Below are 12,467 nucleotides of genomic sequence, written 5' to 3' on the forward strand. Positions count from 1 at the left end.
GGTCGGACGGAGTTCCGGGATGCCGGAGGCTACGGGCGGGGTGTGCTCACCACGGTTTCCGGTAGCCGGTGGTCAGTTGGTCGCCGCGGTGGCGCCACTTGGGCTCGTGGTCGACGGTCCTGGCCGTGATGCCGCGCAGTCGGCGGACGACGCTGCCGTACGCGGCGCTGGCGCTGCTGGAGATCTTGCCGCCGGGCGGCTCGTCCATGAACGGCATGAACTTGTCGGGGAAGCCGGGCATGGTGCAGGCGATACAGACACCGCCGACGTTCGGACAGCCGCCGATGCCGTCCATCCAGCCCCGCTTGGGCACGTTGCATTTGACCACGGGACCCCAGCATCCGAGCTTCACCAGACACTTGGGCGAGTCGTACGAGGTGGCGAACTGGCCCTGCTCGTAGTAGCCGGCCCGGTCGCAGCCCTCGTGCACGGTCTCCCCGAAGAGCCAGGTGGGCCGCAGCTGGTCGTCCAGCGGAATCATCGGAGCCGCGCCCGTCGCCTGGTAGAGCAGATAGGTCAGCGTCTCCGCGAAGTTGTCCGGCTGGATCGGGCAGCCCGGCACACAGACGATCGGGATCCCGGCCTTGGACGTCCAGTCCCAGCCCAGGTAGTCGGGCACGCCCATGGCGCCGGTCGGGTTGCCCGACATCGCATGGATACCGCCGTACGTGGCACAGGTACCGATCGCCACCACGGCGAGCGCCTTGGGTGCGAGCCGGTCGATCCACTCACTGGTGGTAATCGGCTGGCCGGTCTCCGGGTTGTCACCGAAGCCGCACCAGTAGCCCTCCGGCTTGATGGACTCGTTGGGGATGGACCCCTCGATGACCAGCACGAACGGGTCGATTTCGCCACGTTCGCCCTTGAAGAACCACTCGATGAAGGTGTCCGCGCCCTGCACCGGTCCGCATTCGAAATCGATCAGCGGCCAGTGCACGGCGATCTTGGGCAGCCCCGGCAGCACACTGAGCGCGATCTCCTCAATGCTCGGCTGCGTCGCGGCGGTGAGCGACACCGAGTCGCCATCACAGCTCAGGCCGGCGTTGATCCAGAGAATGTGGATCGGGGACTCGTCCTCGGCGGACGGCTTTCCGTTCGCAGCGGCCTTGTCGGCCACGCTCGATGCTGCAGACATGGGGATGTCTCCTAGGCAGATATGCAACGAAAGCGCTCATTCAAGGCTTCCATCCACCTTGGTAACACCGATCCGGAGACATGGGGCGGTCACCGGGGGCCGTTGCGGTGACAACCACCCGAGCGTCCGATCCGTGGCCGCCGGCACCCCACGGAGGGTCACCACCGCCCGCCCGTCCCGGCATGCCGCACGCCCCCGGCACACGGTGCGCCGGGGGCGTGCTGCTGTGGCGGTGGCGTCCCGCCGCTGCCCTTTGTCCTTCTCGCGGGTCCGCGGACCCGGCCGTCAGCCCAGGGCACCGGCCTCCACCGCGGACACGTCGAACCGTCCGCCGCACACCCGCAATCCGCGGCTGCCGGTGGTCATCGCTTCCTTGGAGCCGGGCGGGTAGACGAAGACGATCTGCGACTTGGCCCAGCACGGGGTGTCCGAGACACCCTCGTTGACGGTGTGCAGCAGGGCGTGGGCGCTCTGTCCCGGCTGGAGCCGGACGACGGCGCCGGCGCCGCCCTGGCGGGTGGCGGGCTTGCCGACCGGCGAGCCGTCCCGGTTGATCAGCGAGACCCCCGGGAAGCCGCGCAGCGAACAGGCCTTCTTGCCCTTGTTCGTGAAGACGAGGGGGTAGTGGATGTTGCCCGCGCCGGCATCGGGGGTGCCCAGGCGCAGCGACATATGGGCAGCGGTGCAGCGGTCCGAGGTCGCCTCGCCGGAGGTGTGGGCCTCGGCGGCGCTCGGCGCCTTGCCGGTCGGCTTACCGCCGGGAGAGGCGGCCGCCTTCCCCGACGGCCGCTGACCGCCCGCGGACTGTTCCTTCGCGCCGGACGGCTCCGCACTGCCGTGGGACGAGGAGCCGCCGCTCTGCTGGTTGTGGGACGTGGCGGATGCGGCGGCCGACGAGGGGCCGGAAGCGGCGTCCGGGCCGCCCTCGCAGGCGGTGAGCGCAAGCGCCGCGACAGCGATCAGCGATCCGGCGGCGACCCGACGACCGCGGCCGAGCGTCTTGAAGGTGAGCGACATAAGTGTCCCCCTCGTCTGGTAGGTGCGAGCTCTGGTAGTAGGGGTGCGGTCCGTCCGTTGCTCGTTCCAGCGTGGCTCTGTGTACTGCCGGTCCGCTAACGAGGCACTAACACACCACTAACGAGCTGGTGGGCTCGCCACGCCGAAAACCCCGGCAACCGGTGTGACCAGCCGGAATCTGGGCGCGCCGCTCAGACTCGCAGAAAATTCCCGATTTGCGGATCCGGCACCGCCGGGTTCAGCCGTTCCGCTGACCGAGATCACCGGTCCCACGGGTCCCCACGGGCCCACCGGCCCCGGTGCTCCGTGGAAGAGCGGAGCCGCTACTTCCCGTGTCCCCGGCCGCCACCGGCGTTCGGCGGGCCGGACAACGGATCGCCGTAGACGGCGCGATCGCCCCGGCCCGGGACGGGTACGCCGATGCACGGAACCGGGGTGGGTCACGGGAGGTGACGCCGCCTGCGCCACTGCTGCTGACCCGCTGGGAGTGGGAACGGTGGCGACATGCAGCTGCTGTCGAAGGCTCGGGGGCGCAGTCGGCCGGGCTGACACCGAGGGCGCTTCGGCAGCGGTGGCAGCCCGGCCGCCCTCTCGTCCGTGCCGGCCATTGCTCCGGCCGGAGTGCGTCAGCCGGTGGCCGTCGAGTGCTGGGCCAGGGCCAGATCCAGGGTTTCGTCGGCGCCGGCGGTGAGGGATATCGGGGTGGCCTGCGGCGGGTAGCCGGCCGCGGTGAGGGTGTAGTGGGGGCCGCCGCTCAGATCGGCGAAGGCGTAGGCACCATCCGGTCCGGTGACGGTGTGTCCGGCGACCACGCCGTCCTCGACGAGGGTCACCGCGGCGTCGGCGACTGGCAGTCCGTTCGGGCCCCGTACCGTGCCGCGGACGGTGGCCGCCGGCCGCAGGCGGGCGGCCTGGCGTTCCGGTGCGCCGCCGGACAGCTCCACGGCGCGGGCCTGCGGCTGGTGGCCGGCGGCGCTGAGGACCAGGGTGTATTGGCCGGGCGGCAGTTGGGGGACGTCCCAGCTTCCGTCGGCGCCGGATGTCGTACGGGCCACCACCGCGCCCTCGGCGTCGGTGACGACGATGCTCCCGGCGGCCAGCGGGGCGCCTTCGGTGCCGCCGAGCAGGGTGCCACCCAGCCGGCCGGGGCCGGTGAGGACCAGGTCGACCCGGGTCGCGGTGCCGGTGCCGCGGATCGTGGCGGAGGCCGCGTGCGGGGTGTGGCCGGGCGCGCCAGCCGTGAGGACGTAGGTGCCGGGGGCAGGGGCGTTGACCGCGTAGTGGCCGTCGGCGTCAGCCGTGGTGACGCCCGCTTGGCCGCCTTGCCGGTCGATCAGGGTGATGCTCGCGCCGGGGACCGGATTGCCGGAGGGGCCCACCACCCGGCCCCGGAAACCGGCGGCGACGGACGTGGGGGGCTTGGTAGCCGTATTGGGCTTGGTCGTCGCGCCGGGCGTGGTCGTCATAGCGGGCGTGGTCGTCATAGCGGGTGTGGTCCGCGTGTCGGAGGTGGCCGTCGCGAGGGCCTCGGGGCGTTCGGTGACCGGCTGCTGCGCCCAGGACGGTGCCGGCTTCACGAGGCGGGCCATCTTCCCTGTCGGTGCGGCCGGTTCGACTGCGTTCGCCACTTCGGCCGTCGCGGCTGTCACGGTCGCTGCGGCCGGGGTAGCGGGTACGGGCAGAGCCGCAGCGGCCGGAGCCGTCGGCGTGGCCACCGGGCGCGCCGCACCCCGCGCACCGTCGGCACCGTCGGTGTCGGCGGCGTCCGCCGCGCGGTCGGTGCCCTCCGCGACCAAGGCCGGGCGGGAGGCCTTCCGCTGGGACGGCAGGAAGGAGGCCAGGGCGGCGCCGATGAGGACCGCGGCCGTGGCGATGAGGAAGGAGACCCGGAAGCCGGTCATCGTGGGCACCGTGACCGGTCCCACCCGCTCGGACATACGGGCCAGCACCATGCCGATCACGGCACTGGAGGCCGAGGTGCCGATGGAGCGCATCAGGGTGTTCAGGCCGTTGGCCGCGCCGGTCTCCGAGGCGTCGACGGCGCCGATGATCAGTGCGGGCAGTGAGGAGTACGCCAGGCCGATGCCGGCGCCGATGACCACCGCGATGATGACGGTCTGCCAGGGGGCGGTCATCAGGCCGAGGCCCGCGCCGTAGCCGATCGCGATGACCAGCATGCCGAGCAGCAGCGAGACCTTGGGCCCGCGCCGGGCCGCGATCCGCGCGTACAGCGGGGCGACGAGCATCATCGTCAGGCCCAGCGGCGCCATGCACAGCCCGGCCACCACCATCGACTGGCCCAGGCCGTAGCCGGTCGAGGTGGGCAGCTGCAGCAGCTGTGGCAGCACCAGGGAGATCGCGTAGAACGCCACCCCGACCGTGATCGAGGCGAGGTTGGTCAGCAGCACCTCACGGCGTGCGGTGGTCCGCAGGTCGACCAGCGGATCGGCGATCCGCAGCTCCAGCACGCCCCACAGCACCAGGATCAGGACCGCAACACCGAAGAGCGTGAGGGTGGTCGGAGAACCCCAGCCCCAGTCGCTGCCCTTGGTGAGGGGCAGCAGCAGCGCCACCAGACCGGCCGACAGTCCGAGGGCGCCCGCCAGGTCGAAGCGGCCCCGGGCCCGTACGGCGGTCTCGGGGACGACGAGGAGGGTGAGCGCCATCGACAGCACCCCGAGCCCGGCGGCGCCGAAGAACAGGGCGTGCCAGTCGGCGTGTTGGGCGACCAGGGCCGCAGCGGGCAGGGCGAGCCCACCGCCGACACCGATCGATGAGCTCATCAGGCCCATGGCCGAGCCGAGCCGGTCACGCGGCAGCTCGTCGCGCATGATGCCGATGCCGAGGGGTATCGCGCCCATGGCAAAGCCCTGTAGCGCCCGGCCCACGATCATGACGATGAGGTCACTGGTGAAGCCACAGACCAACGAGCCGACCACCATGACCGCGAGGCTCGTCAGCAGCATCCGCCGCTTGCCGTACAGATCGCCGAGGCGCCCCATGATGGGGGTCGACACCGCACCGGCCAAGAGGGTGGCGGTCATGACCCAAGTGGCGTTGCTGGGCGCCGTGCTGAGCAGCAGCGGCAGGTCCTTGATGACCGGCACCAGCAGGGTCTGCATCACCGCGACGACGATGCCGGAGAAGGCGAGGACCGGGACGATGCCGCCGGGGGCTCTGCGCCGCCGCCCGCCCACGGCCGGGTCGGCGAGCGGGGGCACCGCCGCGGCGCCCGCCGTCCTTCCGGGGAGCTGGTCCGTCGTCGTCCGGTTCATGCGTGTGGCCTCCAGGGCGGCAGAGGTGGGTGGCTGTCGTCAGCAGGTTTCGGCGCGGGGCCGAGAGAGCGACAGAGGACGGCGAAGGGCACTCAGCGGCAGTGAGCGGCACCGCGCCGCAGCAGGTGTCGAGGGGTGTCAGAGCCCAGGGGGCAGCTGAAGGGAGTCGAGTCGTCGAGGAGAGCGGTCAGAGGGTGGCGTCGTCTACGGGCACTGGCACGATCAGGCCGCTGACGACTGGAGCGACTGGAGCGTTCTCCGCGCACGGCTGATACGTGCATGACGAACGCTTCTCCCCCGCGCCCTATTCCGTCGGATGGCCCGGCATCTCGCCCCGGCGCCCGTGATCTGCCTCACGCCGCAGCGCACTTGACCCTCCCCCGTCCCGTACACCGGACCTCCCCCACGCGTCCTGAACGCGGGCCCTCCGAGCCCGCCGAGACCAGTGAACACCACACCACCGACAATCCCCCGCGAGTCCGGTCGGTGTGCATCCGTCCGCCACTGTTCACAGCCCCCGCACACCGCCGCCACTTCAACGGCGAGAGGCGCCGCGGTACTTCCGCGACGCCTCTCACCTGCACGACTCGCACACAAGGTGCACACACTTCACCATTCAACACCGCGCGCGCGGTATGTTTTCAGCGGTCGTTATGCACCGGAATATCCTCCGGCCGACCGGACCCGGCCGGCTGCCGTCACCCGGGACGGATTCACCTCACGGCGACTTCGGCGTCGGCTTCGGCCACGTCCTCCGCCAACACCCTTCCCTGCAGGGCGGCGTCGAGTTGCGCGCCCCGTTCCGAGCCGAGGTCGAGCTTGGCGAGGATGGCGGGCACCGCGATGCTGGGGAGGGTGTGCTCGAAGAAGACGGTCAGCCTGCGGCTGAGGTCGGCCCGGTTGGTCAGGGCCTGCGACATCATCTGCAGCCCGGCGAAGGCACCGACGAACAGCTCGGCGGTCTCCCGTACGTCGATGCTCTCCAGGATTTCGCCGCGGGTCCGGGCGTCGTTCAGCAAGCCCTCGACGAACCGGGTCCACGACAGCATCGACTGCTTGCGGTCGAGGTGATTGGAGCCCTGCTCGACCGCCAGTCGCGCGGCGCCCCGCTGGATCGGGTCGCTGCGCAGCCGGAAGGCCAGCACCTGGCCCGAGTCGACGAATTCCTGCAGCTTGATCGTCTGCGGCTGCACGGCGATGTCGACCACCTGCTCCTCGATCACCGCGAGCGCCAACTGTTCCTTGGAGGCGAAGTGGAAGTACAAGGCGCCCTTCGTCACGCCGGCACGCTCGAGGACTTCGGCGATCGTCGCGCGGTCGTAGCCCTGCTCGTCGAAAACCGACGCGGCCGCCTCCAAGATCACTCGCCGGGTCCGAATCGCGCGGTCCTGTTGTGCCACAGGACGCCTCCTGTCTCTCAGTGTCTCAACGTTCCGCAACAGTTAGCTACAGCTCAAGTCGCCGCTGGATCAGCTACTTTCCCCTTTTCGTCGACCCGGCATTGAAAATAAAACCGGATGGTACGTATCTTATCAGCGATGTACCTCAACCCGTAGCGACGCCTGGGGGCAGTCCATGAGCGACACGATGCACGTCAGCACTGTTCAGCCCAGGTCTCCACACCAGCCGCTGCACCCCGGCGGCGGCCGGGCCGCCGCCCCGCGGAGCCGCCATGGCGACCGGGTCACCCGGGAGTTCGTACACCGCCCTCTCGCCGACGACATTCTGGTCACCTCATGGCGCCGAATCGATGACACGCATTTCTCGCTGACCGCCCAGTGGCCGCACGATCACGGGTATTTCACCCCCAATCGCGGGCGACACCATCTCATTCTCACGGGTGAGACCATCCGCCAGGCCGGGTTGCTGCTCTGCCACGCCGAACTCGGCGTCCCGCTCGGCCACCACTTCATCCTGGGCGACCTCGTGTACACCACCCACCCCGAGCATCTCGCGGTGGGCAGCGGGCCCACGGCGCTGACCATCGACGTGGTGTGCAGCCGGACGCGTATGCGGGCCGGCACGCTGGCCAGTGGCCGCTTCGACATGACCATCCGCAAGGCGGGCCGGATCGTCGCGACCGGCCACTCCGACGTCACGGTCACCTCGCCCGCCGTCTACCGCCGGCTCCGCGGCTCACGGCTGACCGCGCGGCACGCCCCCGGCGCTCTGCCCGCCCCCGTTCCGGCCCGGCTGACCGGCAGCGCCGAGGACGGCGATGTCCTGCTCTCCCCCACCGCCCGGCCCGACCGCTGGCTGTTGCGCATCCCGCCCGGCCACCCCGCGGTCGTGAACCCGGCGAACGACCACATCCCCGGCATGGTGCTGCTCGACGCGGCGCAGCAGGCCGCCCGCACCCTCACCTCGCCCGATGCCTTCGTCCCGTACGCCTTCGGGACCGTTTTCCGCCGGTACGCCGAGCACGGCACCTCCTGTGTCATCGAGGCCCGCCGGGTCCCGTCGGCGCTGCCCTGTACCACCACGGTGCAGGTGACCGGCCTGCAGGACGGCAATCCGGTGTTCGTCTCCACCCTGACGGCACTGGACCCACGGGACTGACGACCCCGTTCTCAGATCGCACCGTTCACCGTCGGCCGAGGCGCTCCGCGGAGCCGCCGCCGTACCGAGCGGCCACCCGCCCGTGCGGGAGCGGCTCTTGGGGCACGGCCGGCCGGTCCGGTGCGACCGCACCACCACAGCAATCGCCAGTCCTCGGGGGCGCCATGCCCGCCGCAGGCACGTGAAAGGCCGGACCACCATGGGTGACCTCAAGGGAAAGACCGCGCTGGTGACGGGATCCAGCCGGGGCATCGGCCGGGGCATCGCACAGCGCCTCGCCGCCGACGGCGCGCTGGTCGCCGTCCACTACGGCAGCAATGACACCGCGGCCAAGGAGACGGCCGAGGGCATCATCGACGCGGGCGGCCGGGCCTTCATAGTCGGTGCGGAGCTGGGTGTTCCCGGTGATGCCGAGGCCCTCTACGCGGCGTTCGACGAGGGACTGTCCGCGTACGGCGCCGAGCCCGGTCTCGACATCCTGGTCAACAACGCGGCGATCAGCATTCCGGGGCACCTCGACGAGGTGACGCCCGAGGACTTCGACCGCACCCTCGCGGTCAACACCAAGGCCGTGTTCTTCGTCGCCCAGCATGGGCTGCGCCGGATGCGGGACGGCGGACGCATCATCAACGTCTCGTCGGCGGTGACGAGTACGGCGTTCCCCTCGACCATCGCCTACGGCGTCTCCAAGGGCGCGGTGGACACCTTCACCCTCACCTTGGCGAAGGAGGTCGGTGCGCGGGGCATCACGGTGAACACCCTCGCACCGGGCTTCATCGAGACCGACATGAACGCGGCGATGCGGGCGACGCCGGAGGCGCACGCCGCACTGGCCGCCCTCTCCGTCTTCAACCGCCTGGGGACGCCGGCCGATGTCGCCGATGTCGCCGCCTTCCTCGCGTCGGACGACTCCCGCTGGATCACCGGCCAGCGCATCGACGTCACCGGCGGCTCCATGCTCTGACGCCGCCGTGCATCCGCCCTGGGCCCGCACCGGCCACGACACCGTCAGGCGTCGTGGAAGACCAGGCCCAGGGAGTGCCGCGGCCGGAGCGGACGATGCTCACCCCGTGGCATACCGGGCCGGCCGACCAGCCGCCGGCGGAGCGCACGGGGCGGTCGCGGGTGTCGAGTTCACCGGCCGGCGCCGTCCAGTCGGCGGCCGCGACGCGCCGGGCCGGCGTGCCGGGACGGGCCTGGCGCCGGGTGGTCGTGGTGGTGGTCATGGAGCGCTCCGGAGGGTGGGGTGGGGACGGCGCCCGGCGCACGCGGGCGGCTCAGCGAGCGTCCGGCAGGGCGCCTTCGAGGCCGAGGAGCTGCCGTTTGCGTACGGGCCCGCCCGCGTACCCCGAGAGGGAACCGTCCGCGGCGATCACCCGGTGGCAGGGCCGGACGATGAGCAGCGGGTTCGCGCCGATCGCCGTCCCGATGGCGCGCACCGCGCCCCGGGCCGCACCGATGTCGGCGGCGATCCGCCCGTACGTGGTCGTGGTGCCGTACGGAATGGCCTCCAGCGCCTGCCACACACGCCGCTGGAATTCCGTGCCCCGGGTGGGGGCGCAGGCGATACCGAAATGGGTCAGCTTGCCGTCGAAGTAGGCGCGGAGCTGATCGGCGATGGCGGTGAAGGCTGCGGAGTCGTACGTCCAGTCGTCCCGGACGGTCGCCCCGCCCTTCTGCCCGGGTACGGACAGCGAAGCGAGCGAGGTGCCGCCCGGCGCGGTGGCCGATTCCTCGCCCACCAGCAGGAGTTCACCCAGCGGGCTGTCAACGGTGGTGTAGAGCGTCATGGTCGGGTGCTTTCCGTGGTGGTGGGGCGGGGGTTCGCCGGCTCGGTGGCCGGCGCGTTCCAGAGGTGGTGCATGGCGTACGAGCGCCAGGGGCGCCAGGCGTCGGCCCGCTCCGGCAGACCGGCCGTCGGGGCTCCGGCCCGGCGCAGCCCGGCCAGTACGGCCACATCGTCGGCCAGCAGGACATCGGGGTCGCCGAGGGCGCGCATCCGGATGTAGCCGGCGGTCCACGGGCCGATGCCGCGCAGCCCGAGGAGCGCGCGTTCCGCCGCGTCGCGGTCGGCTCCGGCGTCCAGGACGACCGTGCCGTCTGCGAGTGCGGCGCTCAGGGTGCGCAGCGCCGCCCGCCGTGACGCGGGTATCCCGAGTTCGGTGAGGGGAGCCTCCGCCAGGTCGTCGATGCGGGGGAAGAGGTGGGTGAGCGCACCGGAGGGCGTCGGCAGCGGTTCGCCATGGGCGGCGACCAGGGCCCCGCCGAGCTCCCGGCCGGCCGCGAGTGAGACCTGCCGGCCGAGCACGGCACGGACGGCGAGCTCGTCCGTGGCGGCGGCACCCGGGGAACGCAGCCCGGGATGCCGGTCCACCAGCCGCGCCAGGACGGCATCCGCACCGAGCCGCTCGGCGACCGCGTACGGGTCGGCGTCCAGATCGAAGAGGCGGCGCACCCGCTGGCTCGCGGTGGTGAGATCCCGCAGCTCGGTCAGGTGCAGCCGGCAGTCCAGCCAGCCGTCGCCGGCCGCCTCGTCGACCTCGGCGATCCCGGTGCCGTGCGGCAGCCGCAGAGTGCGCCGGTAGATCCGGGCACCGGGCGGGCCGCTGACCTCCTCGACACCGGTGATCGCGCGCTGCTGGAGGTGGTCGAAGAGCTGCCGCGCCGCATACGGGCTGCGGAAGGCCAGCCGCAGCGGCAGCACCCCGGCCGTACCGGGCGGCGCCACCGGGCCGAAGCGGGTCCCCTTGCCGGGGCGGGCGGCGCGCAGCCCGCTCGGGGTGAGGGCGTAGATCTCCTTGATGGTGTCGTTGAACTGCCGCACGCTGGCGAAGCCCGCCGCGAAGGCGATCTCGGCCGCCTGCAGCCCGGTGGTCTGCAGCAGGACCCGGGCGGTGTGGGCCCGCTGCGCCCGCGCCAGGGCCACGGGGCCGGCGCCCAGCTCGGCGGTCAGCTGGCGCTGGACCTGCCGGGTGCTGTAGCCGAGCCGGGCCGCCAGCCCGGAGACGCCCTCGCGGTCGACCACGCCCTCGCCGATCAGCCGCATCGCCCGCCCGACGACGTCCGCACGGGCATTCCACTCCGCCGAACCCGGTACGGCATCGGGGCGGCAGCGCCGGCAGGCACGGAAACCGGAGCCCTGGGCGGCCGCGGAGGTCGGGAAGAAGGCGACGTTCCGGCGTCGGGGCGTGGTGGCGGGGCAACTCGGCCGACAGTAGATCCCGGTGGTGGACACCGCGAAGAAGAAGGCGCCGTCGAATCTGGCGTCCCGGCTGCGCACCGCCTCGTACCTGCTGTCCTCGTTCATCACAGAGTCCACTGTGCAGCAGTCCGGACGGCGGCGCTGGCGGAAATCGGACGGGGCGTTCCGGGGGCTTCGGGGGCCTTCGGAGGGTGGTGTGGGCTGCGCAGCACCGTTGTACGGATCAGCTCGCCGCACAAGGTGTGGGCGCGCCCCTCCCGCGCCGCGGCCCTGAACTCCCAGGGGAATTACCTGAGTTCAGGGCATTGGGCCGTTCACCGAACCCGCCGGACAACTCCTGCGGCCCCTACGACTCCCCCGGGCTTACGACGCCACCGCCGCGAGGATCACCAGGAGCGCGAGCAGCGCGAACGTCTCCCAGCGCATCGCCCGCCGCAGGACACCCAGGTCCAGAGAACTCCCCGACCTGCCGTGGCCGAGCACCGAGGGCCCGCTGTCGGAGCTGTCGTCGCTGTGGCCGCTGTCCCCGCCGTCGCTCACGCCGTACTCCCGCTCCCCTGCAACCACTTCATCACCGGCGGCCTTCGTGGCACCGGTCTTCAGCGTATCCCCCCGGCCGTGCGGCACCGAGAGACGGCCACGGGCCCCGGCACCCTCAGGCCGGCGGCATCGGCCAGTCGTCGAGCGAACCACCGCGCCATTCGACGAGGCGGGGGTCGTCCAGCGCGATGTTCCCGGCGGCGCCGGCCACGCCCGCGCGGCGAAGGAATTCGGCCACATCGCCACGGCCATGGGCCAGCCCGACGATCTGCCCACGCACGGTCACCCGTCGGCCACCGGAGGGCGTCGGCGGGTGCACGATGACAGGCGGATGCTCGGACATGCCTCCAGCGTGCGCCGGGCTCCGCACTCGCGCATTTCGGCAGCCGCCGTGAGCGTCACTCCCGCACACGACGGCCACACCGTGCGCCGCGACGGGGCGGGCGGACATGAGGAAGCCCCGGCCGGACGGGGGGACGCCGGCCGGGGCGGCTCGGGTGGGGTGCCGTAACACCCACACCCATTTGAACGGTGAACAATGGCGGTGCGTTCCCCGCGCAGACGTGAGGGCCGTCACGCCTCCCGTGCCCCGCACGCCCACCCCAGCCCCCGGCCCCGGCCCTCGGCCCTCGGCCCTCGGCCCTCGGCTCAGCTTTGGGTGGTGTGGCCGGAGAGGCGTTCGACGCCGCGGAGGAGGGCGGAGTGGTCGAGGTGTCCGTCGCCTTGTGCGCGGAGGGCG

At 72.0% G+C, this 12,467-nt stretch carries 10 protein-coding genes and 1 pseudogene; 2 read left to right on the top strand and 9 right to left on the bottom strand.

Features of this window, described 5'->3' with window-relative positions:
• Positions 1-46: 46 nt before the first annotated feature.
• The 4 genes from ACFW5B_RS32635 to ACFW5B_RS32650 all read right to left on the bottom strand — a co-directional run bounded on the left by ACFW5B_RS32635 (position 47) and on the right by ACFW5B_RS32650 (position 6,827).
• Positions 47-1,135: a hydrogenase expression protein HypE gene (locus tag ACFW5B_RS32635; protein WP_386447773.1), complete on the bottom strand. Its 1,089-nt coding sequence runs from the start codon at positions 1,133-1,135 to the stop codon at positions 47-49.
• Between the two features lie 285 nt (positions 1,136-1,420).
• Positions 1,421-2,152, bottom strand: a complete 732-nt coding sequence (locus tag ACFW5B_RS32640; RefSeq protein WP_386447776.1) for a DUF4232 domain-containing protein — start codon at positions 2,150-2,152, stop codon at positions 1,421-1,423.
• Between the two features lie 626 nt (positions 2,153-2,778).
• On the bottom strand, positions 2,779-5,427 hold the full coding sequence (locus ACFW5B_RS32645; protein ID WP_386447779.1) for an MFS transporter: 2,649 nt from the start codon (positions 5,425-5,427) through the stop codon (positions 2,779-2,781).
• 713 nt (positions 5,428-6,140) lie between these two features.
• A complete protein-coding gene (locus ACFW5B_RS32650; protein WP_386447782.1) occupies positions 6,141-6,827 on the bottom strand; it encodes a ScbR family autoregulator-binding transcription factor in 687 nt (228 codons plus the stop codon).
• Between the two features lie 175 nt (positions 6,828-7,002).
• Here ACFW5B_RS32650 and ACFW5B_RS32655 point away from each other — a divergent pair, with 175 nt between their 5' ends.
• Complete coding sequence (locus ACFW5B_RS32655) at positions 7,003-7,986, top strand: ScbA/BarX family gamma-butyrolactone biosynthesis protein (RefSeq protein ID WP_386447785.1); 984 nt, start codon at positions 7,003-7,005, stop codon at positions 7,984-7,986.
• A gap of 199 nt (positions 7,987-8,185) precedes the next feature.
• Complete coding sequence (locus tag ACFW5B_RS32660) at positions 8,186-8,950, top strand: SDR family oxidoreductase (protein ID WP_386447788.1); 765 nt, start codon at positions 8,186-8,188, stop codon at positions 8,948-8,950.
• A 44-nt stretch (positions 8,951-8,994) separates the two neighbouring features.
• Here the strand turns inward: ACFW5B_RS32660 and ACFW5B_RS32665 are convergent.
• The 5 genes and pseudogenes from ACFW5B_RS32665 to ACFW5B_RS32685 all read right to left on the bottom strand — a co-directional run.
• Positions 8,995-9,113: pseudogene (locus ACFW5B_RS32665) on the bottom strand (2OG-Fe(II) oxygenase); the annotation flags it as partial.
• 150 nt (positions 9,114-9,263) lie between these two features.
• Positions 9,264-9,776 carry a methylated-DNA--[protein]-cysteine S-methyltransferase gene (locus ACFW5B_RS32670; protein WP_386447791.1) on the bottom strand — a complete coding sequence of 171 codons (513 nt, stop codon included), beginning with the start codon at positions 9,774-9,776 and terminating at the stop codon, positions 9,264-9,266.
• A complete protein-coding gene (locus ACFW5B_RS32675; protein WP_386447794.1) occupies positions 9,773-11,293 on the bottom strand; it encodes an AlkA N-terminal domain-containing protein in 1,521 nt (506 codons plus the stop codon). Before ACFW5B_RS32675 ends, ACFW5B_RS32670 begins: the two co-directional genes overlap by 4 nt.
• Before the next feature lie 258 nt (positions 11,294-11,551).
• Positions 11,552-11,728 carry a hypothetical protein gene (locus ACFW5B_RS32680; protein ID WP_386447797.1) on the bottom strand — a complete coding sequence of 59 codons (177 nt, stop codon included), beginning with the start codon at positions 11,726-11,728 and terminating at the stop codon, positions 11,552-11,554.
• 115 nt (positions 11,729-11,843) lie between these two features.
• Positions 11,844-12,071, bottom strand: coding sequence for a hypothetical protein (locus ACFW5B_RS32685; RefSeq protein WP_386447800.1), 228 nt, complete (start codon positions 12,069-12,071; stop codon positions 11,844-11,846).
• Positions 12,072-12,467: the final 396 nt, after the last annotated feature.

This window comes from Streptomyces sp. NPDC058773 (assembly GCF_042746015.1).
Taxonomy (GTDB): domain Bacteria; phylum Actinomycetota; class Actinomycetes; order Streptomycetales; family Streptomycetaceae; genus Streptomyces.